The organism is Acidiferrobacter thiooxydans (genome assembly GCF_003333315.1).
Lineage (GTDB): Bacteria > Pseudomonadota > Gammaproteobacteria > Acidiferrobacterales > Acidiferrobacteraceae > Acidiferrobacter > Acidiferrobacter thiooxydans.
On record NZ_PSYR01000002.1, the window covers coordinates 1262310 to 1286830 of the forward strand.

General features: G+C 62.7%; 26 protein-coding genes and 2 pseudogenes. 21 read left to right on the forward strand and 7 right to left on the reverse strand.

The features are described 5' to 3' along the window. Nucleotides 1-195: 195 nt before the first annotated feature. Nucleotides 196-624, reverse strand: a pseudogene (locus tag C4900_RS17565) (IS1634 family transposase); the annotation flags it as partial. 99 nt (nt 625-723) lie between these two features. On the opposite strand from C4900_RS17565, the pseudogene C4900_RS13130 reads away from it, so the two are divergent. The 7 genes and pseudogenes from C4900_RS13130 (at nt 724) to C4900_RS13170 (ending at nt 7911) form a co-directional block, all read left to right on the forward strand. Further along, a pseudogene (locus tag C4900_RS13130) lies at nt 724-1974 on the forward strand (ISL3 family transposase). Between the two features lie 163 nt (nt 1975-2137). Beyond that, nucleotides 2138-3625, forward strand: coding sequence for an IS4 family transposase (locus C4900_RS13135; RefSeq protein ID WP_147267127.1), 1488 nt, complete (start codon nt 2138-2140; stop codon nt 3623-3625). 3 nt (nt 3626-3628) lie between these two features. Next, nucleotides 3629-4483 (forward strand): DUF4338 domain-containing protein, encoded by an 855-nt coding sequence (locus C4900_RS13140; RefSeq protein WP_114282479.1) that lies wholly within the window; start codon nt 3629-3631, stop codon nt 4481-4483. 269 nt (nt 4484-4752) lie between these two features. Next, nucleotides 4753-5307: a hypothetical protein gene (locus tag C4900_RS13145; protein ID WP_114283222.1), complete on the forward strand. Its 555-nt coding sequence runs from the start codon at nt 4753-4755 to the stop codon at nt 5305-5307. Between the two features lie 278 nt (nt 5308-5585). After that, the gene (locus C4900_RS13155; RefSeq protein WP_114283224.1) at nt 5586-6314 is read left to right on the forward strand and encodes a hypothetical protein; all 729 of its coding nucleotides are present in this window, start codon (nt 5586-5588) and stop codon (nt 6312-6314) included. Nucleotides 6315-6724: 410 nt separating this feature from the next. After that, a complete protein-coding gene (locus tag C4900_RS13165; RefSeq protein ID WP_114282232.1) occupies nt 6725-7021 on the forward strand; it encodes a transposase in 297 nt (98 codons plus the stop codon). Then, the gene (locus C4900_RS13170) at nt 7018-7911 is read left to right on the forward strand and encodes an IS3 family transposase (RefSeq protein WP_114282231.1); all 894 of its coding nucleotides are present in this window, start codon (nt 7018-7020) and stop codon (nt 7909-7911) included. The genes C4900_RS13165 and C4900_RS13170 overlap by 4 nt, the downstream gene beginning before the upstream one ends. A gap of 81 nt (nt 7912-7992) precedes the next feature. On the opposite strand, the gene C4900_RS16410 is transcribed toward C4900_RS13170, so the two are convergent. Continuing rightward, entirely contained in the window at nt 7993-8196 is a 204-nt protein-coding gene (locus C4900_RS16410) for a hypothetical protein (RefSeq protein ID WP_211306955.1), read from the reverse strand. A 143-nt stretch (nt 8197-8339) separates the two neighbouring features. On the opposite strand from C4900_RS16410, the gene C4900_RS13180 reads away from it, so the two are divergent. Further along, a complete protein-coding gene (locus C4900_RS13180; RefSeq protein WP_114283225.1) occupies nt 8340-9419 on the forward strand; it encodes an LLM class flavin-dependent oxidoreductase in 1080 nt (359 codons plus the stop codon). Beyond that, nucleotides 9407-10354 carry an NAD-dependent epimerase/dehydratase family protein gene (locus tag C4900_RS13185; RefSeq protein WP_170132540.1) on the forward strand — a complete coding sequence of 316 codons (948 nt, stop codon included), beginning with the start codon at nt 9407-9409 and terminating at the stop codon, nt 10352-10354. Before C4900_RS13180 ends, C4900_RS13185 begins: the two co-directional genes overlap by 13 nt. A 20-nt stretch (nt 10355-10374) precedes the next feature. Here C4900_RS13185 and C4900_RS13190 read toward each other — a convergent pair whose 3' ends face one another. Genes C4900_RS13190 through C4900_RS16415 form a run of 3 tightly spaced genes read right to left on the reverse strand, consistent with a single transcriptional unit; the run spans nt 10375 to nt 12352 of the window. Then, complete coding sequence (locus C4900_RS13190) at nt 10375-11184, reverse strand: ABC transporter permease (RefSeq protein WP_211306956.1); 810 nt, start codon at nt 11182-11184, stop codon at nt 10375-10377. Beyond that, nucleotides 11181-11918: an ABC transporter ATP-binding protein gene (locus C4900_RS13195; RefSeq protein WP_065971969.1), complete on the reverse strand. Its 738-nt coding sequence runs from the start codon at nt 11916-11918 to the stop codon at nt 11181-11183. Before C4900_RS13195 ends, C4900_RS13190 begins: the two co-directional genes overlap by 4 nt. Then, a complete protein-coding gene (locus tag C4900_RS16415) occupies nt 11915-12352 on the reverse strand; it encodes a hypothetical protein (protein WP_211306957.1) in 438 nt (145 codons plus the stop codon). The genes C4900_RS13195 and C4900_RS16415 overlap by 4 nt, the downstream gene beginning before the upstream one ends. An 85-nt stretch (nt 12353-12437) precedes the next feature. Between C4900_RS16415 and C4900_RS13205 the strand changes: the two genes are divergently transcribed. The 12 genes from C4900_RS13205 to ptsP all read left to right on the forward strand — a co-directional run bounded on the left by C4900_RS13205 (nt 12438) and on the right by ptsP (nt 21952). Next, entirely contained in the window at nt 12438-13439 is a 1002-nt protein-coding gene (locus C4900_RS13205) for a KpsF/GutQ family sugar-phosphate isomerase (protein ID WP_065971971.1), read from the forward strand. Then, a complete protein-coding gene (kdsC, locus tag C4900_RS13210; RefSeq protein WP_065971972.1) occupies nt 13436-14008 on the forward strand; it encodes a 3-deoxy-manno-octulosonate-8-phosphatase KdsC in 573 nt (190 codons plus the stop codon). The genes C4900_RS13205 and kdsC overlap by 4 nt, the downstream gene beginning before the upstream one ends. Then, complete coding sequence (gene lptC / locus C4900_RS13215) at nt 13993-14427, forward strand: LPS export ABC transporter periplasmic protein LptC (RefSeq protein ID WP_065971973.1); 435 nt, start codon at nt 13993-13995, stop codon at nt 14425-14427. The genes kdsC and lptC overlap by 16 nt, the downstream gene beginning before the upstream one ends. Further along, a complete protein-coding gene (lptA, locus tag C4900_RS13220; RefSeq protein ID WP_065971974.1) occupies nt 14424-14930 on the forward strand; it encodes a lipopolysaccharide transport periplasmic protein LptA in 507 nt (168 codons plus the stop codon). The genes lptC and lptA overlap by 4 nt, the downstream gene beginning before the upstream one ends. Next, nucleotides 14927-15652, forward strand: coding sequence for an LPS export ABC transporter ATP-binding protein (gene lptB, locus C4900_RS13225; RefSeq protein WP_065971975.1), 726 nt, complete (start codon nt 14927-14929; stop codon nt 15650-15652). Before lptA ends, lptB begins: the two co-directional genes overlap by 4 nt. A 52-nt stretch (nt 15653-15704) precedes the next feature. Next, entirely contained in the window at nt 15705-17138 is a 1434-nt protein-coding gene (locus C4900_RS13230; RefSeq protein ID WP_065971976.1) for an RNA polymerase factor sigma-54, read from the forward strand. Between the two features lie 21 nt (nt 17139-17159). Further along, nucleotides 17160-17459, forward strand: a complete 300-nt coding sequence (gene hpf / locus C4900_RS13235) for a ribosome hibernation-promoting factor, HPF/YfiA family (RefSeq protein ID WP_065971977.1) — start codon at nt 17160-17162, stop codon at nt 17457-17459. A gap of 144 nt (nt 17460-17603) precedes the next feature. Then, entirely contained in the window at nt 17604-18551 is a 948-nt protein-coding gene (gene hprK, locus C4900_RS13240) for an HPr(Ser) kinase/phosphatase (protein ID WP_065971978.1), read from the forward strand. Beyond that, the gene (rapZ, locus tag C4900_RS13245; RefSeq protein WP_065971979.1) at nt 18548-19423 is read left to right on the forward strand and encodes an RNase adapter RapZ; all 876 of its coding nucleotides are present in this window, start codon (nt 18548-18550) and stop codon (nt 19421-19423) included. Before hprK ends, rapZ begins: the two co-directional genes overlap by 4 nt. 117 nt (nt 19424-19540) lie before the next feature. Next, nucleotides 19541-19945 (forward strand): PTS sugar transporter subunit IIA, encoded by a 405-nt coding sequence (locus C4900_RS13250; protein WP_176716035.1) that lies wholly within the window; start codon nt 19541-19543, stop codon nt 19943-19945. After that, complete coding sequence (locus tag C4900_RS13255) at nt 19932-20201, forward strand: HPr family phosphocarrier protein (RefSeq protein WP_065971981.1); 270 nt, start codon at nt 19932-19934, stop codon at nt 20199-20201. The genes C4900_RS13250 and C4900_RS13255 overlap by 14 nt, the downstream gene beginning before the upstream one ends. Next, nucleotides 20201-21952 (forward strand): phosphoenolpyruvate--protein phosphotransferase, encoded by a 1752-nt coding sequence (gene ptsP / locus C4900_RS13260; protein ID WP_211306958.1) that lies wholly within the window; start codon nt 20201-20203, stop codon nt 21950-21952. The genes C4900_RS13255 and ptsP overlap by 1 nt, the downstream gene beginning before the upstream one ends. Before the next feature lie 425 nt (nt 21953-22377). Here ptsP and C4900_RS13265 read toward each other — a convergent pair whose 3' ends face one another. Both C4900_RS13265 and C4900_RS13270 read right to left on the reverse strand, forming a co-directional pair. Further along, nucleotides 22378-22770, reverse strand: coding sequence for a hypothetical protein (locus C4900_RS13265; RefSeq protein WP_141689399.1), 393 nt, complete (start codon nt 22768-22770; stop codon nt 22378-22380). A gap of 310 nt (nt 22771-23080) precedes the next feature. Next, nucleotides 23081-24493, reverse strand: a complete 1413-nt coding sequence (locus tag C4900_RS13270) for a dihydrolipoyl dehydrogenase family protein (RefSeq protein ID WP_114283543.1) — start codon at nt 24491-24493, stop codon at nt 23081-23083. Nucleotides 24494-24521: the final 28 nt, after the last annotated feature.

The window sequence follows — 24521 nt, forward strand, 5'->3', positions numbered from 1 at the left end:
CCGATCTTGGCCGTTTGGCTTTGGCTGGCATTCTCATACCCATTTTGAGTATATTAATACCCGTTCTGGGTACATTGCAATACTTCCCCCTGATATTCCATCCATTCCGTGTTAAGCCTTAGTTGCTAGCCGCCCCAAAGACATTTCCCCTTGGCATTCAAGCCTTTTCGCAGAAATCCGGTGGCCGCGTTCTGACTACACCGCCAACTGGCCAATCAGATCCAGCGCGCGCCTCTGGAGCGGGTTCGATTGGGTCGTGACCGTGAAGGTCGGCGCATCGGCTTCAGCAGAGGTGCAGCACGTATTGCGCACGATGGTGGCAAGCTCTGTGAGGAGCGTTTGGAAGCTGTGGATGGGTGTACCGTCTGCGTGGTGTCGACGCGCGACCTTCGCTTTCGCCGCGGCCGAGCGCGCGGCCGGCGCCACCGGATCACGGGTGGCGCCGGCCGCCTGGTCCTCGTCGGTAAAGAGTAGTTCCCGCCAGGCCTCCTTCAGGTGTCACTCGACGGTGTGGGCGAGCATGCAGAGGAAGATGTGGGCCCGGACCGGCCATGCGGCCGGCAATGCCCTGTCGCTCAAGCGATGGTGGATAGGCCGGACCTTGAGATCGACCGTCTTCATCGACCAGCCATGCGGCCGGCAATATGAGGCCTCTGTTGAATTCCGAGTGGGTACCGATCATGGATAAAATACCGCCAGAGAACCCAATGAGGAGTGGCGGTGATGGCGGAAACGAAGCTTTTTGAGGCGGCTTTGGGGATTGAAACACCCTGGCATGTACGGGATGTGACCTTCGATGCCAAGGCCCGGACGCTGACAATTGCCGTGGACTTTATCTCCGGCAGTCGGTTTGGACATCCCGAAGTGGCCGGGGAACACCCCGTCCATGACACCACGGTCAACCGCTACCGGCATTTGAATTTCTTCCAGCACGAGTGCTTCCTCGAGGTGCGCGTACCGCGCGTGAGGCTTCCCGACGGGAGCGTGCGCCAGATCAAGCCCGCCTTCGTGGGCCGGCTTGCCGGCTTCACGCTCCTCTTCGAGGCGTTGATCCTCACGTTCTGCCGGGAGATGCCCTTTCGGGCGGTGGCGCGCCTGACGGGAGTGAGTCTCCACCGCGTCATGGGCCTGTGCGAGCGCTATGTCGATCTCGCCGTGGCCCAGCAGGATCTCTCCGGAGTGGAGAGCCTGGCCATCGACGAGACCTCCAAGGCGCGGGGCCACGACTATGTCACAATCGCCGCAGATGCCTCCCGGCGCGCCGTCATCGCCGTGACCGAGGAACGCGATGCCAAGGTCATCGAGCGCCTGGCCCAGGAGATCCCGGCCCATGGCGGCGATCCCGGGGCTGTGACGCAGGTCTTGATCGACCTGTCGCCGGCCTTCATCAAGGGGGTAGCTCGCCAGTTTCCCGACGCCCAGGTCACCTTCGACAAGTTCCACGTCATCGCGCACGCCTCCCATGCGCTTGACCTCACACGTCGCGCCGAACAAAAGCGCGATCCCGCCTTGAAGGGCCTGCGTTGGACGCTCCTCAAGGATTCCCGCTCGCTCACCGCCGCCGCCCGAAATGACCTCGATGCCTTGATGGCGGACGTGACGACCAAACGCACCGCTTAGGTCCGGGTGTACCGCGAGCAGCTCCGCGAGATCCTAAACCGCAAACAGGTGAATGTCGTGCGCCTGATGTTGAAGCCGTGGTGCACGAATGTCAGCCGCTCCAAGGTCGAGCCCATGAAGGCGGTGGCCCGCCTCGTGCGCTCCCATCTCGATGGCATCTGCGCCTGGGCCCAGACACGCACCACCAATGGCTTCCTGGAGGCCCTGAATGGCCTCTTCCAGGCCGCCAAGCGCAAGGCCCGCAAGGCCCGCGGTTATGGCCGATTCTCGACCATCCGCACCGTGATCTTCCTGATCGCAGGCCGACGCGACTTCTCGCAGATCAATCCGCATATGGCGGGTCAACCCACATGAAATTCGACAGAGCCAGTTTAGGGAAACAATCCGCTTTCTATTGCACACATCTTTGGCGATTTTCTCTGATTGTTTGACGCGCCTAACGAAAGTGCTGGACACACGCGCCGAGATTGCGTAAGGTGGCGGTTGTCGCGGCGTGCGACAAGGACAGGCGGACGGCGTGCAAAAGTCGAGGCGTTGTGGGGATCCGGATGTGCGGGCGATCATGGAGGCCGGCACAGAGTCGGTCGAGTGGGTGAGACAAGAGTTTGCCCGCGCCGACCTCTCCGATAAACGCCTGGATCGTCGCTTGGTGAAAACTGCGGAATATCTCGCCCAATCTCCCGGCTCGCCGATCAATGAAGCGTGCGGCAATTGGGCCAGTACGCAAGCGGCGTATCGGCTGTTCAATAATGCCAAGGCGAGCGCGGCGGGGATCCTCAAACCCCATTGGGAAGCGACGGCCGCGCGCATGGCCGGCTGCGGGGGTGCGGTGCTGGTGATGCAGGACACGGTCTTCTTCTCCTACGGCCGGCACGTCAGGACTCGGGGCCTCGGACCGATTGGCAAGAGCAACGCCGCGCATGACCGGGGCCTCATCATGCATAACGCACTGGCCTTCACCACCTCGGGCGTGCCGCTCGGGATCGTGAGCCAAAGCATCTGGGCGCGCGGGGAGATCCCGGAGGAAGACTATCAGGAGAAGATCGAGCGCCTGCAGGTCACGGCGATCGAGGAAAAAGAGAGCGCGAAATGGCTTATTGCGCTCAAAGAGACGGTCGAGCGGGCGCCCGCGGGCGTGCCGGTCGTCACCGTGGCCGACCGCGAATCGGACTTCTTCGAGTTCTTGACACGCGCCCAGGACCTGCAGGCGCACTATCTCATCCGCGCGCGCACCGACCGCAAGCTCGTGCCCGAAGACAGCGCGGGCTGCACGCGGATGCTCGAGGCGTTGAGCGATGCCCCGGCATGGGGGAGCATGACGATTGAGGTTCCTGGCAACGGCAGTCGTAAGGCGCGCACGGCGGCGATCGAGGTGCGCACAGCCGAGGTCACGATCCAGCCCCCACCGCGCCGTGGGGCGGCCCAGACGTCCGGCTCCAGCGAGCCTGTGACCGTCACCCTGATCGGGGCGACCGAGTCGTCCCCGCCGGCCGGGGTGGAGCCGATCAGCTGGGTGTTGCTCACAAATCTCATCGTCAAAGACTTCGCGTCCGCCACCGAGAAGGTGCGGTGGTATGGGCGGCGCTGGGGCATCGAGATCTGGCATAAGGTGCTCAAATCCGGCTGCAAGGTCGAGGACTGCCTGCTCGAGGAGGCCTTGCGCCTCAAGCGCTATCTGACGCTTTTCAGCATCATCGGCGTGCGCCTGATGCATGTGACCTACCTGGCCCGCGCGCACCCGGATCGGCCGGCCACCGAGGTGTTCTCCGAGGAGGAGGTCGAAGCGCTGCATATCCGCGTCACGCGGGCATTGCCCCCCGCAGGTCCTGCCCCGACGCTGCGCGACATGGTGCGCATGCTGGGCCGGCTCGGCGGCCACTTGGGCCGCAAGGGGGATGGCGAACCCGGCGTCACCGTGCTCTGGCGCGGCTGGACGAGTCTTTACGAGACGGTCGAGACACTGCGTGCCCATAAACATGTCCTCAGCCCGCGCGACTCGAGCTGAACGATGCGCTACTGCGGACGAGAGTTTACACCAGCCGAGATCGCGCTGATCCGCGAGTGGCTCACGACCCCCCAGATGAACCGTGCTCGTTTATCCCGGGAAGTCTGTGAGAGGCTCGGATGGCGCCGGGAAAATGGCGCTCTGAAGGATATGAGCTGTCGCGTGGCCCTCAACCGCATGCACGCCGATGGGCTGATCACACTGCCCCCGCCGCGCAACCCCAAGCCCGTCACCTACCGGTCCTATCCGGACATCGAACAGGCGGTTTGCGAACCCGCCGTCATCCCGGCCATCGATCTCGCTACGCTCACCATTGATCCGGTCCTCGGCAGAGCCGAATCGCGGCTGTGGAACGCCTATATCGAACGCCACCACTACCTCGGGCATACCCTCATGCCCGGGGCGCAACTGCGCTACTTCGTACGCGCCCAAGGCCAGATCGTCGCGGCCCTGGGCTTCGGGGCCAGCGCCTGGAAGGTCAAGCCCCGCGATCAGGCCATCGGCTGGACGGTCGATCAGCGGCAACGCAATCTGCACCTGATCGTCAACAATGCCCGTTTCCTTATTCTGCCGTGGATCCATTGCCCAAACTTGGCCTCACGGATCCTGGCCTTGGTCAGCCGCCGACTCCCCGACGACTGGCACGCCCGCTACAGCTATCGCCCGGTTCTGCTCGAAACCTTCGTCGAGAAGCCGCGCTTTACCGGTACCTGCTACAAGGCGGCCAACTGGCAAAACCTTGGGGATACTCAAGGGCGCGGTAAGCTCGACGTCTTGCATCGCCACGCAAAGCCCGTCAAAAGTATCTGGATCTATCCGCTCGTGCGGGACTTTCGCCGGCATCTCTGCAACGCATAAGACAGGCCATTCGATTACCTATCGATATTCATCGATGCCTCATGCTTTGTTGACAGAAAGATGTGTGTAATAGAAAGAAACAATCCGGAGTATAATCCATGAGGCCCATGCTTCCTTTTACATAATGTAATAACCGGACGGCCGGACAAAACTCTACATAACAATCAATATGATAAACCCAAGAAATGCCTGTCTCCTTATTAAAAACGTCCGGACCCATGGGTCTTCATAATAACTGTTAGTCATCAGATTCTATTGGTCCCGCCGATATGACCCAGCCATTAAAGACGCTAATCAATGCGGATAGCCTTGACTTCGCATTACGACATATCACCACCTATTACGACACGGACTTCTTCCCGAGAGCTGAGGAATTTCTTGCTATTGGGCATTTATGGGACGAAGTAAAGCAGTACATCCTGGAATCCGATCTTGACCACATTCTCTCGGCTCCCCCACTGGTGGAGCCCTGGCCAAAAACACGGAGCGGGTTCAGGATCGTTCATCGTCCTGAGCCCCTCGACTCAATCGTCTATGCGGCCCTAGCCAAGACTATCGCTTCGAGCGTAGAAACTGCTCGGGCGAGCCCCGAAGTCGCGTGCTCCTACAGAATCTCGGAGAGTGACAGGAGCTTCCTTGCCGATGGCTCTGGCTTCAATGTTTATCGTGAACGATGTGAAAACCTGTCTGCCGACTTTCAATTTGTTCTTTCGGCTGACATCTCGGATTTCTACAACAAAATTTATCTTCACCGCCTCCAGAACGCAATTCAAACCGCCACCGACGCCCCCCGGGAATATCGCGCCGAATCGAGTATTTCCTGACAGATCTCAATACGCGGGCGTCACAGGGAATTCCAGTTGGTCCAGCCGCAAGCATCATCATGGCGGAGGCCACACTGATCGACGTCGATCAGTTCATCTATGCCCGTGGGTTCTAGCATGTTCGATATGTAGATGACTTTCGCATTTTTGGAAACTCTCTTCAAGAACTGCAATCGCTTCTCCAAGACTTCTGTGTCTACCTTCATGAGAATCAGCGGTTATCTCTTTCGTCCGAGAAGACCCGGATTAGCAAGTCCGAAGATTTCATAAAGCAAGAGTTGAATAACCAATATCAACTGGAGAAACTCGAGATTCTCGCGGAAATTGAGGTCGTCAATCCCTATACGATGGAGGTCGAAGATGTCGATCTCGTCGTAATTGAGGATGCCGGCGCCATCCTTCTCGACGCGCTAACGCGCATCACGAAGTTTGAAACTCTCGATCTTGGCGTAATCCGCGCAATTGTCCGGCGGGCGCGAGCACACGCGATCAAAGACATTGCCGGCTGTCTCATGGAGCACATTGCTTTCTTTGCCCCGGCGGTAAACGACATTGCGCTATACCTCGATTCAATAACTGATGGCGATTTCGTTTCTTCCTTCGCAGCGCAGCTCCAAAGCCTCTGCGATCACCCCGCCTCCAATATTCGTGCCGTAAGGCTATGGCTGGAGTGGTATTTCTCCCGCCACGAAGAGCTCTTGAACTTCCCGAGAATTCGCGCGTTTGTCTTCTCAAGCAAGCGACTTCGTCCGCAAGCTCGCGCCGCCATCACAATGAACAATCAGGCGTGGATAAAGGATAGAAAGAATCAACTCCTGCACTACGCATTTTGGGACCGTCGCTCAATCTTGCTTGCCGCCCAAATACTTTCGAAGGACGAGCGAGAGAAGTGGCTGGGGCAAATCATCCGGGGAGAGAGCCTCGGCCCAATGGACAAGTGGATGGCGAAATGGGTTCTCAATGGCGCCCCAGATGAGTTCCCCATCGCCGACGGCCTGCCATTCTGATGGCTAGCCTCTCAATCCACCGGACCTTCGCGAAAAGCCGCGCAGGCCGGTTATCTCAAACGAAAAGGGCGCCAATGTCGCGCCTTGAATCACTGATCGTTGAATACCTCGACTGGCAAGCCTATCTGGTTCGCCGCAATACGAAAGTTGATCGGCTGAAGCAGGCGGTTGGGAAATGGAATTCGACGTTATCGGTTACGACCCACATTCCGGCGATCTCCTAGGTTACGAGCCATCTATTGATGCTCATACTTGGGAAACCCGCGAGGCACGCTATGCCAAGAAATTCGAGGCCGCCCGGAATCTTTTCCGAAATGTTTTCATGGCTCCCACCAGAAACGCCTCTTTGAAGTGGTCCCCCGTTGACGGACCTCTAATGGATGGATTAAACCAACCACTTGGAGGTCACTATGGAACGTCAGGTTCGTGCTCAATATACCGCCGATTACAAGGCGCAGGCAGTGTCATTGGCAGAGAGCCTCGGAGCGGCAAAGGCTGCCCGCAAGCTCGGTATTTCGGTCAAGACGCTGGCTAATTGGATCCGCATTTCGCGTGATGGAGCAGGGTTCGCCAAGGACGGGAAGCGCCGTCCTGTGAGCGATGTGGAAGCTGAGAATGCACGGCTTCGAGCCGAGAATGCTCAGCTGCGCATGGAGCGCGATTTCATAAAAAAAGCCGCAGCGTACTTTGCGAAGGAGTCCAAGTGAAGTACGCCTATATCGCCTCGCAGCGGACTCACTACCCGATCGGGTTCATGTGCCGGGTACTTGAGGTATCGACGTCGGGATTCTTCGCCTGGCAGGCCCGAGAACGTGCGCCACAGAGCGACGCGGACGCTCCGTTGCGTGCAGCGATCATACAGGTCCACGAGGAAAGCCGGCGCCGCTATGGTCGCCGGCGCCTCACGCATGCCCTGCGCGCACAGGGCATGCGCATCAACCCCAAACGTGTGCATCGAGTGATGCGCGAGGAAGGCTTGCGAGGCGTGCGTAAAGGGCGCTTCGTGCCGCGCACGACCGACAGTGCCCATCAGCGCGCCATCGCCCCGAACGTCCTACAGAGGCGATTTAGCGTCGACACAGCCGTGCCGGCCTGGACAAGCGACATCACGTACGTTGCCACTCGTGAGGGCTGGCTGTACCTGGCGGTGATTATCGCCTTACAGACACGCCAGGTGCTCGGCTACAGCCTCTCGGATCGCATGCCCGATGAGCTGGTGCTCAATGCGCTGCGCAATGCCTGCCATCTCCAGACACCGCCATCCGGTACGGTGTTTCATTCCGACCGCGGCAGCCAGTATGCCAGCGATGACTTCCGCAACGCTCTCGGCGCACTTGGCATGGTGGCCAGCATGAGTCGCAAGGGAAATTGCTGGGACAATGCGGTCTCGGAGAGCTTCTTCGCAACACTGAAGACCGAAGAAGCGACCGAGCCGTATGCGACAAAACAGGACGCCCACAGAGCGATCGCGCAATACATCCACGGATTCTACAATCCTGTCCGCCTGCACTCATCACTCGGATACTTGTCGCCCAACGAGTATGCGCGCAGAATGCAACACCCAGATCAAGACCCGTCTATGAGGTCCGCTGCGTAGGGACCACTTCATCTTCGTCAAAATGCTGTCTTTCCGTCGCACCCTAAGGATCGTCACGCCATTGCCGGTGACGCAATCCTCTCAATTGATGAGCTGGTTGCCGAGATTGGCGCCAAAGGCGTTGCCTGTGGTGTTGCACTGAGTGCCGCAATTTCCGAAAACTACCCGCTGCTTCGCGTCTCGCAGATTTCCCATTGCGGCTATAACGGTGCGCTCTAACACTTCATCCCAGCGGACGTTAACCGTAAGGGAGTCGGTATGGAGAAGGTTGATTTTCAACAGCAAGCGTAATCCGCCGATTGGACCCCGTATTGTGCGACGGTCGGGCCAGACGCTGCCCGTATCCTCAGGCTGGCGGGTACGTCGACGGCCGGCCTAGCTAACAACTACAATGCCCGCGCGAGGACCATGAGGCTTTTGGGGGGCTGATGGAGTTTGATCTTTTCTATGAGCTGGCGGTGCCGGATTTCGCGGGGCGCAGCGAGCGACAAGTATATGAGGAGACCCTCGAAGAGATCGCCCTGGCCGATAGTCTGGGGTTTGGGACCGCATGGCTCACCGAGCACCACTTCATGCCGCAATACGCGCATGGCTCGGCCCCCGACCTGTTCCTGGCCGCTGCCGCCCAAAGGACCCGGCGCATTCGCCTAGGTCACGGCATCGTGCCGCTCCCCTACCATCACCCGCTGCAGGTGGCCGAGCGCGCGGCAACCCTCGACCTCTTGTCCGGCGGGCGGCTTGAGCTGGGCATTGGCCGGGGGTTCTCGCCGAAGGAGTATGAAACCTTCGGGGTGCGCACCGAGGACAGCCGCGGGCTCGTCGATGAGGGGCTCGAGATATTGATCAAGGCGCTGACCGAACCCGGGCCCATCGGTTTCGAGGGGCGCCACTTCCGGTTCGCGGACATCGCCGTGCGCCCGCGCCCTCTCCAGCAACCTCACCCGCCCTTATGGATGGCGGCGGTGAGCCCGGAGAGCTTCGAGCTTGCGGCACGCCTGGGCCTTGGGGTGCTGGCCGGACCCTTCAAGCCATGGTTCATGGTCAAGGAAGACATCCGCCGGTATCGGGCGGCCTACGCCCGGCATCATGGAGAGCATCCCGCGCGCCCGCCGCGCGTGGGCATGACGCTCGGGATCTTTTGCCTCACAGACGGCGCGCAGGCGCGGGGCATCGCGCGCACCAACATTACGTGGTTTTATCGGGAGCTGTTGCGCCTGACCGCCCCCCTGCTGTCGCGGCTCCAGGACGGCTACGAATACTACCGGCGCTTCGGGGCGCTGGCACCGCTCTTGAAGGGGGGCGTGAACCTGCCCATCCTCGAGCGTCTCGGTATGGTGGTAGCGGGCGACCCGGAACACTGCCGCAAGCGGCTACGGACCTACGCCGAGGCCGGCGTCGATCATCTACTGTGCGCGGTGGGCGCCGGGGCAAGCCCCACCGATCAGAATCGTCAGGCGCTCATGCTCTTGAGCGAGCAGGTCCTGCCGGTATTTTCGTGCGCGTCCTGATCACCGGCGCCGCAGGCTGCCTCGCGCGGGTCCTCATCCCGATGTTGTTGGGCGACCCACGCGTCACCGAACTCACCCTTCATGACTGGCGGCCCATCCCCTGTGATCACCCGAAGCTGCGCATATTGTGCGGCGATATTCGCGACCGCGCCCTGGGTCATACGCTACGGAACGCCGATGCCGTGGTGCACATGGCGTTCGTGGTCATCGAGGGCGATCTCGGCCGCGAACGGCATAACCGGGCCTTGGCGCGTGCCATCAACTTGGACGGGACGAAGGCCCTGGTCGACGCGCTTGACCCTGGGGCGCGCCTGATCCAGCTCTCGAGCGCCTCGGTGTACGGGACGAGCCGTGAGCCGATCACCGAAAGCGCCGCGCTAAAACCACTACCCGGCTTTCGTTATGCCGAAGACAAGGTACTAGCCGAGGAGATCGTGATGGCCGCCGAAAAAGAGGGGCTTCACGCGCTACGGCTGCGCCCGCATATCATTCTGGGGACTCACGCCCAGCCCTTCCTGCGAGCAGTGCTGCGCCTGCCCTTCTATCCCCGCCTGCGCCCCCCGGCCCCACCCCTGCAGGTCGTCCACGAATGGGATGTGGCCGCGGCCATCCGTGCGGCACTGTTCTCGCCGGCGACCGACGCCATCAACCTCGCTTGCGAGGATTCGCTGTCGTTCGAGGCGATGCAGAGGTACCTGCACCGCTTCGCCCTCGGCGTAAGCCCCCGACTCGCCCAAGTGGCGGCGCGCATAGCCTTCCATTACCTGGGCGTCGGCCCGGACCCGGCGTGGAGCGCGGGGCTCGATCAGCCGCTCGTCCTCGACACCACCCGCGCCCGGGAGGTGCTCGGGTGGCAACCGCGCTTCCCCCGGACCGCGGACGTGCTCGCCGACGCGTTCCGGCGCCCGCTCACAGGCATCATGACGCGGCCGTAGGCAAAAAGGGGCGGACGATCTTACTCGCCGAGGTTCAAGAGGCGTCCGTGGACACGGGCGTCGCGGAAGGTGCGCAGAAAGACCGCGAGACCCAACCCGAGGTAGACGACATTGAGCGCGGCCGCCTTCCACAGCGCACCGTACAAGACCACATGATGGAACATGAGCGCACGCATGGCCATGAACACATAGGCCGCGGGCAGGCCGTGGGCCACGACCTGCAGTACCTGCGGGAGCACCGAGATCGGGTAATAGATGCCGCTCAAAGGCGCGATCGCGAAGATCGCCGCCCACGCCAGATTCTCCGCCCCCAGACCGTAGCGCAGCACGAGGCCGGCCACCACCAGCCCGATCGACCAGCCCATGACGATCAGATTCATGAAAAGTGCGGCGAGCACAACACCCATCTCCCAGATCGGGAAATGGTAGAACCAGTAGGCAAACAGCGCCGCCATGCCGCTCCCCACGAGCGTACGCAGCAGGCTTATAACAAAGAGCGCGCCGGCCAGCTCGTAGGCCCGCAGGGGGCTTGCGAACAGGTGCCCCAAGTTGCGCGAATAGAGCTCCTCGAAAAACACCACCGACACCCCGAGCTGGCCGCGGAACATGACATCCCACAGCAAGGCCGCGGCCAGAAGCACGCCCGAGGCCTGCGCCAGGTAACTGCTGTGGTGGACAAGGTACTCGCTCAGAAAGCCCCACAGCACGATCTGCATGGTCGGCCAATAGGCGAGCTCGATGATGCGCGGCCACGACCCCTTCAGGAGATAGACGTAGCGTTCGATCATGGCGCCGATCCGCCGGAGGCTGCCCATCATCCTCTCGCTCATAACTGTGATCGCCCGCGCGCCATGTCCAGGAACACCTCCTCCAGAGTCTCGCGCCCATACTTCCCGATGAGATCGGCCGGCGCCCCCCGATCGAAGATCCGCCCATGGCGCAGCATGATCACCTCGTGGCACAAGCGCTCGACCTCGAGCATATTGTGCGAGGCCAGGACCACGCCGGCGCCGCTCGCCTCCTGGTAATCGCGCAGATAGGTCCTCAGGCGATCGGCGGTGTCCGGATCGAGGGATGCCGTGGGTTCATCCAATAGCAGCAGCCGGGGGCGGTTGATGAGCGCCTTGGCGAGCGAGGCGCGCGTCTTCTGGCCCGCGGACAGCCGTCCATAGGGGCGATCCAGCAATTCCGTAAGATCGAGGTCGCGGGCCAACTCATCGATACGCGAGCGCGCGTGACGCACGCCGTAGAGCCCGGCATAGACACGCAGGTTCTGATAGACCGTGAGCCTATGCGGCAGATCGACGTAGGGCGAGGAGAAGTTGATCCACGGCAGCACCCGGTAGCGATGACGCAGGAGGTCCTCGCCCAACACCCGGATCGATCCGGTGGACGGCAGCAAGAGACCCATGAGCATCGCGAGCGTCGTGGTCTTGCCGGCGCCGTTGCCCCCCAGGAGGCCCAACACCCGACCGCTCGCGAGATCGAAGCTCAAGGACGCGACGGCGGTGACCGTCCCGTAGCGCTTGCTGAGATCGGTCACCGAGATAGCGGATTCAGTCAATGGTTCGGATCCAGGGCCTGAGACAGCGCCAGGAGGCGGCGACCGGCGGCGGTATCGGCACGCGCAGCGGCGGTCACCGCCCCATGGTAGCCTGCCAGAAACGCCGGCAGGGCCTGCGCCACGAGCGGCTTGCGCAGCCGCGAGACTGCGGCCAGATCCCAATGCGCGGCAAGCCCCCGATGGGGCGCGGCGCTGCATACCCGCGCCGCCCATACCGTACTATTAGGGCCTTCTTCGTGGGCGCGGACCGCCAGACAAAAGGCCTCGCGCCCGGCGCCGATCCCGACGAACGGCCCACGGTACTCGACCTCAAGGGCTACTGCGAGCTGCGACAGGATACGGCTCAGGCGCGCCAGGGCGTCGTCCAGGGCCCTGTCCGGCCGCCGCTTGGGATCCCGGGCCTGGTCGCGCAACACGATGAGAAAAGATTCCACGATATCCCCCCGATGCAGCGGGCCATTATAGTCTTTTAACAGTCGATTGGGGATCGGGACGGCTTTATTCGCTATACTCCCACCAATGGCACGCCACAACCCCTTACGACTCGACCCGGACCGGGATTCCCTGATCGCCCTCGGCCAACGGGTGCTTGCGCTCGAGGCCGAGACCCTTGCGTCTTTGGCCTGCGATCTCGAGACATCCTTCGCCGAGGCCTGCCAGCTGCTGTTTACCTGCAAGGGGCGCGTGGTCGTGGTCGGCATGGGCAAATCGGGACATATCGGCGGCAAGATCGCCGCGACCCTCGCAAGTACCGGTACGCCGGCATTCTTCGTGCATCCCGGCGAGGCGAGCCATGGCGATCTCGGCATGATCACCCCCGAGGATGTGGTGCTGGCGATCTCGCATTCCGGGGAGACCGCCGAGATCCTGACGATATTACCGATCATAAAGCGCATGGGCGTCCGGCTTCTGGCGTTGACCGGCGCCCCCGGATCGAGCCTGGCCCTTCAGGCCGATGTACACTTGCCGGTGCGCGTCGCCAAGGAGGCCTGCCCGCTGGATCTCGCGCCGACCGCCAGCACCACCGCGGCCTTGGCCATGGGGGATGCGCTCGCTATCGCGCTGTACGAGACACGCGGCTTCACACCCGAGGACTTCGCGCGTTCGCACCCCGGCGGCCGTCTCGGCCGGCGCCTGCTCGTCTACATCGCCGACATCATGCACACCGGTGAGCGGATACCCAAGGTGCCGGTGCGCGCACCGCTGCCCGAGGCCCTTATCGAAATGAGCAGCAAGGGGCTTGGCATGACCGCAGTGGTCGATGCCGAGGAACGGCTGTGCGGCATCTTCACGGACGGCGATCTGCGCCGCGCCTTGAATCGCGGCGTGGATGTCTATAAGGCGCGCATCGACGAGGTCATGACCCGCGATCCCAAGACCGCGTCCGCCGACCATCTGGCCGCGGAACTCGTGCCCCTGCTGCGCACCCATAACATCAGCGGCCTATTCGTCGTCGATGGCGACCATAGGATCGTAGGCGCCCTCAACATGCATGACCTCCTGCGGGCGGGCGTGGTATGACCGGACAAGGCGATGCGGGCGCCGTGGAGATCATGGTGGCGGCCAAGGCCGTGCGCCTGCTGCTTTTGGATGTCGATGGGGTGCTCACCGACGGACGGCTCTTTCTGAGCGACTCCGGTGAGGAGTTCAAGGCCTTCCATAGCCGCGACGGGCATGGCATCAAGATGCTGATGGCCACCGGGGTCGGCGTGGGACTCATCACCGGCCGGCGCTCGCAAGTCGTGCAACGACGCGCCGACGACCTCGGCATCACGCTGGTCGTGCAGGGCTGTCACGACAAGCGCGCGGCAGTCGGCAGACTGCTTCAGGAACAAGGAGTGGCGGCCTCCGAGGCCGCATTCATGGGCGACGATGTCATCGACCTGCCGGCCATGGAGTCCGTGGGTCTGGCGGTGGCCGTGGCCGACGCCCACCCGCTGGTACGCGCGCGCGCGCGGTGGGTCACGGAACATAACGGAGGTCAGGGGGCGGTGCGTGAGGTCTGTGAGCTCGTGATGCGCGCCCAAGGCACGCTCGATGGTCAGCTCGGGTGCGCCTATCAAGGTGAGTGTTCATGGGCCGGTGGTTAAGCCGCTTCCTGCTGCTCGCCGGCCTCCTGCTGTTCTCGGGGCTGTTCTGGTGGCTCCCGGAGGCGCTCGTGGGTCCGGCCTTGACCCTGACGCGGGTGGCGCCCGCGCGCCCCGATTACTACATCGACCACGCCGAACTCACGGCCATGAACCGCCATGGTCGGCCCCGTTTCATACTGACCGCCGAACGGCTGATCCACTTCTCGCGGGGCAAGCGCACCTTGCTGATCGAGCCGCACCTCACCCAGTTTGGCCGGCATGCGATCACTACCACCGTGGCGCGCAAGGGTTATGTATCCCCGCACGGGCATGTGCTGACCATGCGCGGCCATGTGCGGGTGTTTCGCGGCAAGACCACGCAGCTCGGCCCGACCGTGGTCCATACGCACACCCTGACCGTCCGCCTTACCACGTCATGACAAGACGGCTCGCGGTACTATTGGCGTTCTGCCTCCTAACCCCTGAGGCCTACGCGCACACCCATCAATTGGCGCAGCCCTTGAGTGTGCGCGCGGACAATATTCAGGTGGACGAACGCACCGGCATGAGCGTCTACCTGGGCCATGTGCGTATCGTCCAGGATGGGCTCACGGTGCATGCCGATCGCGTGCGCGTGCACTCGCTGCATGGCCACGTCCTGTCGATCCACGCGCGCGGTACACCCCTGCACATGGAGGACCAGAAGACCGGCGGGCTGCCGCTCTTTGGGACCGCGCTCACCTTGGATTTCGCGGCGGCGCCCGACGAGGTGACGTTGACCGGGCATGTGGTCTTTCATCAGGGGGTCAACGTCCTGCATGGGCACATCGTCCACTACTATGTCCGGTCGCAGCGCATAACGGCCGTGCGCGGTGCGCATAAGCGCGTGCGGGCCCGGATCGTACCCCATAGCCGCGCGCCACAGGCAGGGAGCGGGCATTGAGCACGCTCGCCGCCATGCATCTATCGAAGGCCTACAAGAAACGTCAGGTCGTGAAGGATGTGAGCCTCACAGTGACGGCCGGCGAGGTGGTCGGACTCCTCGGGCCCAATGGTGCCGGCAAAACGACCTGCTTCTACATGATGATCGGGCTGGTGCACAAGGATCAGGGGCGCATCCTCCTAGATGATGTCGATATCGGGGATGCCCCCATGCACAAGCGCGCCAAGCTCGGGGTCGGCTACCTCCCACAAGAGGCCTCGGTCTTCCGGAAACTGAGCGTCGAAGAGAACATCCTTGCGATACTGGAGACCATCGACGGTCTCGATGCCGCCGGCCGCAAAGCGCGGCTCGAGGAGCTGCTCGCGGACCTGCACATCGCCGACCGGCGCAAGACGCTTGGCATGAGCCTATCGGGCGGCGAGCGCCGGCGCGTCGAGATCGCCCGCGCGCTCGCCACCAAGCCGCGCTTCATGCTCCTAGACGAGCCGTTCGCCGGCGTCGACCCCATCTCGGTCATCGACATCCAGAAACACATCTCCCACCTGCGTGGCCTTGGGATCGGCGTTTTGATCACAGACCACAATGTGCGCGAGACCCTGAAGATCTGCGACCGCGCCTACATCATCAACGATGGCCATGTCCTGGCCTCGGGGAACCCGGCATCCGTGCTTGCCGATCCTGATGTGAGGCGCGTCTATCTGGGCGAGAATTTCGTGCTCTAACCCCAGTTTCTGGAAACTGCGGGAATAGACTAAAATAGGTCTTAAGGATCTTATGAAACAGACACTCGACCTCAGAATCGGGCAACACCTCACCATCACGCCCCAGCTGCAGCAGGCGATCCGTCTGCTGCAACTGTCGTCGATCGAGCTCGAGCAGGAGATACGCGAGGTCCTGGAGAAAAACCCGCTCCTGGAGGAGGCCGACCATACCGACGGCGAAGAGGCGGCGGCCGAGGAACCGGCCGAGGCGGTGACCGCCGACGAGGTCCGGGACGATGGCGAGGGCGACGCGGACCCCGCGGAACTCGACTGGGAGGGCGATTACGAGCCTGCGCCATCGAGTTCCGGGAGCGGCGACGACGACAACGACACCAATTTCGAGGCGCGCAACAGCCGCCCAACAAGCCTAAGGGACCACCTCCTCTGGCAACTGCAGATGACGCCGTTCTCGGATCGCGATCGGCTCGTGGCCATCGCCATCATCGACGCCATCGACGAAGACGGATATTTCGTGGGGGGCGTCGACGATATCCTGGCAACCCTCCCGGACCTGGAACTCACCACAGACGAGGTCGAGGCGGTCTTGCACCAGGTTCAAAACTTCGATCCGGTCGGGGTCGCCGCGCGCCACCTAGGCGAATGCCTCGACCTGCAGCTGCGCCGCCTGGACCCGGCGACACCCTACCGGGACGCCGCGCGCCTCCTCACAGACCCCACACACCTGAAACTCCTCGGGCAGCGTGATTTCAAGGAAATCAAGCGCTTGACGCACCTCGACTCGGAGACGCTGGGGCCCGCCATGGCTTTATTGAAGGGCCTGAACCCGCGGCCGGGATCGCATGTCTCGACCGCCCCCAATGCCTATGTCGTGCCGGAGATCCTGGTAAAGAAGCGGCGCGGGAGCTGGCGCGCCGACCTCAACATCGCCGCCATGCCGAGGCTGCGCATCAACAGCCACTATGAGCGCATGATACAACGCGGGCGCGGGTCCGCGCAGGATCGCTTCCTGCACGATCATCTCCAGGAGGCGCGGTGGTTCCTAAAGAGCCTGCAAAGCCGCAACGAGACCCTGCTCAAGGTGGCACGTGTCATTGTCGACCGCCAACGCGGCTTCTTTGATCATGGGCCGGAGGCCATGCGCCCCCTGGTCTTGCACGACGTCGCAGGAGAAGTCGGTATGCACGAATCCACGGTCTCGCGGGTCACCACCAACAAATACATGATGACGCCGCGTGGCATATTCGAGCTCAAATACTTCTTCTCGAGCCATGTCGGCACGGCCGACGGCGGCACCTGCTCGGCGACCGCCATCCGCTCGCTTATCCGCAAGATCATAGAGGCCGAGCCGCCCGACAGACCCATCAGTGACAGCAAGATAGCCGATTTGCTCTTGGAACAAGGCATCAATATCGCCAGGAGGACCATCGCGAAATACCGGGAGTCACTCAGTATCCCGCCGTCCAGTCAACGAAAATCGCTCGTTTAATTGAGAACAAAGGGGAATCCTATGGATATCACGGTCAGTGGACAGCAAGTAGAGATCACCCCACCGTTGCGCGATTATGCCCTCGAGAAGGTCGGGCGCATCCAGCGCCATTTCGACCATGCCATCACCGCGGATGTGGTATTGCACGTGGAGAAGAAGCGCTATACCGCAGAGGCCAATGTGCGCGCCAAGGGCGCGGTCATCCATGCCGATGCCGCCGGCGAGGACATGTATGCCGCTATCGACCTCCTTACCGACAAGCTGGATCGGCAGATTCTCCGCCACAAGGAGAAGGTCATGGATCAACATCGGTCCGGCTGAGCCCGGCGGCGCCCCTCCGGGGGCGGCCATGAGCGTCTCGCCCAGCTGGGCGCGGGGTTATATACTGGTCGCACAGACACCCGCCCCGGCCCCCGGGGCGGGGCGCCGCGGGGTGGCGGCAAGGCGGATGGACGATAGGGTGCGATGAGTACCATACTGACGGCGCAAAACGTGTACGAGGCCCAGCGCGAGACCTTGAAGCTCGCCTGGCAGTCTGGGAAGGCGGGCGCCAACCGCCTGCTGGAGCTCGCCACCGCGCGCTTCCCCGGAATGGCGCTTGTGGGCCACCTGAATTTCGTCCACCCCAACCGCGTGCAGGTCATCGGCACCAACGAGACCGCCTATCTCTACGAACACATCACCCCGGAGGCCCGCCAACTCGCGCTCGCCGAACTGTTCGGGTCCCCATCATCGGCGATCGTGATCGTCGCCAACGGTCAGGATGTCCCCGATGAGATGCGCCGCGCCGCGGACGCCGCATCCATGCCGCTTTTCAGCTCCTCGCTACCGAGCCCGCGGGTCATCCATGACCTCCAGTATTATCTAGCGCGTGCGCTCGCCGAGCGCGAGATCCTGCACGGCGTGTTCATGGAGGTCATGGGGCTCGGGGTGTTCCTGACAGGCGAGAGCGGGGTCGGAAAGAGCGAGCTCGCGCTTGAGCTTTTGAGCCGCGGCCACCGGTTGATCGCAGACGACGCCTGCGAATTCTTCCGCATCGGCCCCGATGGCCTCCAGGGCCGTTGCCCGGACATGCTCTGCGATTTCCTGGAGGTCCGCGGGCTTGGCATCTTGAACATCCGCGCCATGTTCGGCGAGACCGCGGTGCGCCATGAAAAGACCCTGCATCTCATCGTGCGCCTGAAGGATTACACATCCAACCCGCAATCCGGAATAGACCGGCTGCAGGCGGAACAGAAGACCCGCGCGATCCTCGGCATCGAGGTCGCCGAGGTGGCGTTATTCGTGGCCCCGGGCCGCAATCTCGCGGTGCTCGTCGAGGTCGCCACCCGCGGCCATATCCTGCGACGTCGGGGCATCAACGCCCTTGAGGATTTCATACACCGGCAGAGTCTCGCCATGAAGTCCCCATGAGCTTCATCATCATAAGCGGCCTGTCCGGGTCCGGAAAGAGTATCGCGCTCCAGGCGCTGGAAGATGTCGGCTTCTATTGCATCGACAACCTCCCGGCGGCACTGCTCCCGCATTTCGCCCACCAGATGGATGACATGCGCTCGGAATTCTCCGACATCGCCGTCGGCATCGACGCCCGCAACCGCCTGTTTCTCGACGCCGCGCCCATGAACCTCGAAAAACTCCGTGCGCTGGGCGTCGATTACCGGATCATCTTCCTCGAGGCCGACGAGGCGGTGCTCATGAAGCGTTTCAAGGAGACGCGCCGCAGGCACCCGTTGACGGATACCAAGACCCCGCTTCTCGAAAGCATACGGTTGGAGAAGGCGCGGCTCGAGCCCTTGTCGGTCTCTTGCACGCGGCGCATCGACACTACCCATACGACCGCCCAGCAGCTGCGACAGCTCATCTATGAATTCGCGCGTGGCGCGAGCACGCGCGGCATCACGCTGCTGTTCGAGTCCTTTGGGTTCAAGCATGGGACACCGCTCGACGCCGACTACGTCTTCGATGTCCGCTGTCTCCCCAACCCCTATTGGGAGCAGGGCCTGCGGGCGCTGACCGGAAGGGATCCGGCGGTTGCGGCATTCCTGGAGCGCCATCCGGAGGTGGCGGCGATGCAGGAACATATTGCGGACTTTTTGGCACGATGGCTGCCCGGCTTCGAGCAGGAGAACCGCAGCTACCTGACAGTGGCGATCGGCTGCACCGGCGGCCAGCATCGGTCGGTGTATCTGGCTGAGAGGCTTGCGGCGCACTTTCGCAAACAAGGGATAAACACCCAGATCCGACACCGGGAGCTCACCGAGGGCATTGTCTCGGCGGCACCCTAATCGCGGACCGAAAGGCCGACGAATGCCCGATGGCGGCACCTTGGGGCACGCACCGGCGGATAGGGGTCACCATGGCGGTAACGGAGGGCGGACAGTTTCATGATAGGACTGCTAGTTTTGGCACAAAAAGATGTGGCCTTCGGCCTTCTCGAGGCCGTAGACCACGTCCTGGGCCAGCGGCCACCCGCGCTGGTGGCCTTTCCCGTGCATTATGAGACGCCACCGGACGAACTGACTACGGCGCTCTCCAAGGCGATCCGCGCGGTCGACCAGGGCGAGGGGGTCTTGATCCTCGCCGATATCTATGGGGCCACCCATATCAACGTCGCCTGCCGCCTGCTGGCGCGCCATCGGGTGGAGCTCGTCACCGGCCTCAATCTACCCATGCTGATCCGCGTATTGAACTACCGCGACCTGCCGCTCGATGACCTTATCGGGAAGGCCTTGAGCGGCGGAATGGAAGGGATCGTCTGTGCCACTGAATTTTGTCTCCTGGATGACGCCAAGCATGAAGTGCATTGAGGTCGCGGTCGTCAATAAATTGGGCATGCATGCGCGGGCTTCGGCAAAGCTCGTAAGTCTCGCCTCGTCGTTCGAATCCACCATCACGGTGACCCGCGATGGGCGTAGCGTCAATGGCAAGAGCATCATGGGTATCATGATGCTGGCGGCCGGCCAGGGATCGACCTTGAAGATTTGCGCCGAGGGAGTAGACGAGGGCGAGGCCAGCCAGGCCCTGTGCCGACTGATCGAACAGCGCTTCGGAGAAGAGGCCTGATGCTCGCACTTCACGGCAAGGGCGTAAGCAGCGGGATCGCCATAGGACGCGCCTATGTGTTGAAGCGCGAACGCCTGAAGATCCCGGAATACGTCATACCGGCGGCATTCGTGGAAGACGAGGTGCAACGCTTCCTGGAAGCCGTCGAGACTACGCGCCGGGAGTTGAGTGACATTCGCGATCACATCCCGCCGGACGCACCGGTCGAGGCGGCAAGCTTTCTCGACACCCATCTGCTCATTTTGAATGACACCATGGTCTCGGATGCACCCATAAAAGACATCCGCGATAATCAGTGGAATGCCGAGTTCGCGCTAAAGACCCAGAGCGATCGCCTGATTGCGGTGTTCGAGGGCATGGAGGACCCTTATCTGCGCAACAAGAAGATCGATGTCGCGCAGGTGGTCGAGCGGGTCCTGCGCAACCTCCTGAACCCGGATGGACACGAGGCCGAACTGATACCGGATGAATTGGATGGACGCGTCGTGGTTGCTAACGACCTCGCGCCGGCCGATGCCGTGACCCTGAAAAACAAGGGTATCGTGGCGTTTGTCACCAACCTCGGCGGACCGATCTCGCATACCGCCATCCTCTCGCGCAGCCTCGGGATACCGGCGATCGTCGCGGTTCACGGCGCCACCCGCTACATCGACAATAACGACGTGCTCATAGTCGACGGCAAGCGCGGAATCCTGTTCGTGGCCCCGGACACGATCGTGATCTCCGAATACGAGAGGCGCGCGCGCAAGATCGAACGGCTGCAGCGTGAACTGAAGGCCTTGCGCACAAGTGAGGCTATAAGCCGCGACGGCGTTACCGTGCAGCTGCTCGCCAACATAGAACTTCCCGAGGACATGGCCGGCGTTCATCAGGCCCTGGCGAGCGGTATCGGGCTTTATCGCACTGAGTTTTTGTTCATGAACCGCAAGACGCCGCCCGACGAGGAGGAGCAATTCGCGGCCTACGTCAAGGTGATACGCGAGCTCCCCGGGCAGCCGGTTACCATTCGTACGCTCGATCTGGGGGCAGACAAACACGCCGACATCGACCTGCCGACCACGGCCGTCAACCCGGCCCTGGGGTTGCGTGCCGTGCGTCTATGCCTGCAGGAGGTCGGGCTTTTCAAAGTCCAGCTGCGCGCTATTTTGCGCGCATCGGCGTTTGGAACGGTGCGCCTCATGATCCCCATGCTATCCAATATCGACGAGATCGCGCGCGTCGTCGAGCTCGTGCGCGAGGTGCAAGAAGAGCTGCTTCGGACTGGCGTCGACTTCGACACTGACATACCGATAGGGGGCATGATCGAAGTCCCGGCGGCCGCCGTGTCCGCTGACCTGTTCGCCGCCCACCTCGACTTCCTGTCGATCGGCACCAATGACCTCATTCAATACACGCTTGCCATCGATCGCGTTGATGACACCGTGAACTATCTCTACGATCCGCTCCACCCCTCGGTCTTGCGGCTCATCGCCATGACCATAGACGCCGCCGACAAGCAAGGCATCCCGGTGGCCATGTGCGGCGAGATGGCCGGCGACACGCGCTATACGCGCCTTTTGCTGGGACTTGGCCTGCGGGAATTCAGCATGCATCCCTCGGCGCTGCTCGAGATCAAAAAGATCGTGCGCGAGAGCGCGATCGCGGACTTGAAGCAGCAGTCCGCGCAAGTCATGGCAGCCCGCGACCCGCGCGCCGTCCAGATGCTGGTCGAGCGCATGAACGGTGATGGGGACGGAGCCACAGAAGGATGACGGCCGCGTCTATCCTGGAGTCGCGTGCAGGCGCCGTGGGGGCAGGCTCATAAGGGGACTGCGGGATTCATGGGCTGTCTTAGGCCTGCGCACTGATCGCATTATAGCCGCGCTAATCGACAAGACAGGCCGGATGGTACAGCGGCTTCCTTCAAGCGGGCGAAGCCACATCCGGCCCTCACCACCGCCGCTTGACCCTGCGGATAAGTGCCGCCATCTGACCGCTATCGCCATACTCCGGCCTCTTTGCGTACGCAACGAGAGATCGCCTCGTTATCCGCGCATCTCCGCGCCGCGGAAGCGCCCCACGCTTCCGGGATCCCCGCTGAGCGCGGGATCGTGCCGATGAGAGCTATGGTGCGCTGGCCCTCAGTCGCGCAGCGTCGACTATGCGCCCCACGCTCGCCCGCCAATAACGGGCAGGCCTAGCGCCGCGAGGTCCTCGCGGGACGAAACGGCCCCACCGGCGCCGAGGGAGAGACAGGGGGACGCAGGACCGGTGCACCGGGATCAGAGACTGCGCAGATGAGCCCGTTGCGGTAGCGGGAGCGGGTCGCGCTGAAGCCCTCCGAGTGCCGGGGCGCGAAGGTCCTCTTCAGTAGCGCCGCGGCGCTGATCTTACATATGCGAAACGGCCGCCAAAACGGGGGCGTGCGCCCCGACTCCGAGTGCCCGCTGACCTGATAGCAGTCCACAATGATCTCGCCGCTTGCATCCTCGTACACGGCATGCGGCTCCACTACCCGCACCTGGGCCTGATCGCGATAGCGCAATGCGCAGCAGCACCGGGACTGCACGGCCTCCTTGAAAACGCTCAAGACGTCTCCTGCCATACGCTCCTCCCGCTGTGGTTCCTGAACCATCCCTATTATGGTGACGATAGGCGAGCGCCACTATGGCGCAAAACCCGGAAACGCGCAACGATCTCCGGCAAAAACCCACCATTCTCGATGGGACACCGATCATGGATATCCGCTGGCGCGCCGGTCTGCGAGGAGAGATACCGGGCAGGTGGCCGAGATTCCCGTACAGGAACGCCTACACCGCCATCGGGCGTTGCCGGCTCTAGGGCCTCACATGGAGAATGGCTGGGCAAAACGCGGGGTCGGCCGCGAGATGGCGCCCTACTCAGGATGCGTCTTGCGCGCCGTCGCCGGCGCCGAATACATAGCCCTGGAGCCGCCATTTGGCGGCCAGGGTCTCGACAGCGTTCTGGAACTCCTCGCTGCGCGAGGGGTGATTGAAGCCAGTACCGGCAATGCGGCGCAGGGCCCCAAGCGATGGGCTCGCGGTGAGCATATGAATCAATTCGCCGGCCTCGGCGCCCAGGACCTCGCCCCCAAGGAATGCGCCGTTATCGAGATCGGCGATGAGTCGCACATAACCCTCCGGCTCATCCTGGCCAAGCGCCCGAGGCGAGGTCTCGAAGGCCGCGAACCCGACCCCGGGCTCGTGGCCCTCATCCTCGGCCTGCTCCTCGGTCAGTCCCACGCGCGCCAGTTCGATGGCGCTGTAGACCGCCTCGGGTACGCGCGTCAGGTCCCGCCTACGGCTCCCGGGTGCCAGGATGTTGTCGATCACAACCCCGGCCTCGTAGAGCGCGCGATTGGCGGTCATGGGGCCCGCCACGCAATCCCCGATGGCGTAGATCGTGGTACCGGCCGCACGCATCTTATCGTCGACAACGATGTGACCCCGGGCATCAAGGCGCACCCCTACGCGCGCCAGATCGAGCCCCTCAGTGACCGGCCGCCGGCCGGTGGCGAGCAAGGCCCAATCCGCCGTCATGATCTCACCGCCGGTGGTGGTAACGGACACGCCGGTCTCGGTGGTCGTGAGCGTGCGCGCCCCGGCACGGATCGGTGCGAGCCCCACGTCGGCCATGGCGGTGCGCAAGAGCTTCATGGCCGGTGTACTGAACTCCGGCCGCGCAAACGGATCCTGGCGCGCAAGCCACGTCACCTCGCGACCGAAGGTCCGCAGGATATAGGCGAACTCAAGGGCCACCACCCCGCCCCCCACGATGAGCACCCGCGCCCCTTCCGGCGCCGGCTCGTCGAACAAAAGATCGCTGTGGAGGACGCGCCCCGGCGTCACCGCGAAGCCCTCCGGGACATGGGGCGCAGAGCCGGTGGCAATGATCACGGCGCGCGGCGAGATCGTGTCGCCGCCTGGCTCTACGATGACTGTGTTTTGGTCCTGGAACCGCGCATGCCCCGTGAGCGCGGTTACGCCCAGGCGCTTTAGATACGACTGGTAGCTGTCGCGCACTGCCACGACCACCTCGCGTTGATGGCGCCACGCCTGCGCGAGATCACCGCGCAGGCTGCCCACGATACCGCGCTTTTCGAAATGACGTGCGGAATCGAGCACGCGCGCGGTATGGTACCAGTCCTTCTTGGGGACGCACCCGCGGTTCAGGCAGCACCCGCCCCACGTGGCCTTTTCGACAATAATGGTGCTCAGCCCACGCAGCGCCGCCAATACCGCCGCCCGGTAGCCACCGGGCCCGGATCCGATCACCAGAAGATCGCACTCCATCACACTACCCCCTTCGCGTCGCCTCACG

Bases quoted from the DNA above. Each gene is read 5' to 3' on its own strand.
- C4900_RS13270 (WP_114283543.1), bottom strand. From the start codon at position 24,493: ATGGAGTGCGATCTTCTGGTGATCGGATCCGGGCCCGGTGGCTACCGG.
- hpf (WP_065971977.1), top strand. From the start codon at position 17,160: ATGGATATCACGGTCAGTGGACAGCAAGTAGAGATCACCCCACCGTTG.
- C4900_RS13140 (WP_114282479.1), top strand. From the start codon at position 3,629: ATGCGCTACTGCGGACGAGAGTTTACACCAGCCGAGATCGCGCTGATC.
- C4900_RS13255 (WP_065971981.1), top strand. From the start codon at position 19,932: ATGAAGTGCATTGAGGTCGCGGTCGTCAATAAATTGGGCATGCATGCG.
- C4900_RS13205 (WP_065971971.1), top strand. From the start codon at position 12,438: ATGGCACGCCACAACCCCTTACGACTCGACCCGGACCGGGATTCCCTG.
- lptC (WP_065971973.1), top strand. From the start codon at position 13,993: ATGGGCCGGTGGTTAAGCCGCTTCCTGCTGCTCGCCGGCCTCCTGCTG.
- C4900_RS13165 (WP_114282232.1), top strand. From the start codon at position 6,725: ATGGAACGTCAGGTTCGTGCTCAATATACCGCCGATTACAAGGCGCAG.
- rapZ (WP_065971979.1), top strand. From the start codon at position 18,548: ATGAGCTTCATCATCATAAGCGGCCTGTCCGGGTCCGGAAAGAGTATC.
- C4900_RS13180 (WP_114283225.1), top strand. From the start codon at position 8,340: ATGGAGTTTGATCTTTTCTATGAGCTGGCGGTGCCGGATTTCGCGGGG.
- C4900_RS13190 (WP_211306956.1), bottom strand. From the start codon at position 11,184: ATGAGCGAGAGGATGATGGGCAGCCTCCGGCGGATCGGCGCCATGATC.
- C4900_RS13145 (WP_114283222.1), top strand. From the start codon at position 4,753: ATGACCCAGCCATTAAAGACGCTAATCAATGCGGATAGCCTTGACTTC.
- C4900_RS13230 (WP_065971976.1), top strand. From the start codon at position 15,705: ATGAAACAGACACTCGACCTCAGAATCGGGCAACACCTCACCATCACG.
- ptsP (WP_211306958.1), top strand. From the start codon at position 20,201: ATGCTCGCACTTCACGGCAAGGGCGTAAGCAGCGGGATCGCCATAGGA.
- hprK (WP_065971978.1), top strand. From the start codon at position 17,604: ATGAGTACCATACTGACGGCGCAAAACGTGTACGAGGCCCAGCGCGAG.
- lptA (WP_065971974.1), top strand. From the start codon at position 14,424: ATGACAAGACGGCTCGCGGTACTATTGGCGTTCTGCCTCCTAACCCCT.
- kdsC (WP_065971972.1), top strand. From the start codon at position 13,436: ATGACCGGACAAGGCGATGCGGGCGCCGTGGAGATCATGGTGGCGGCC.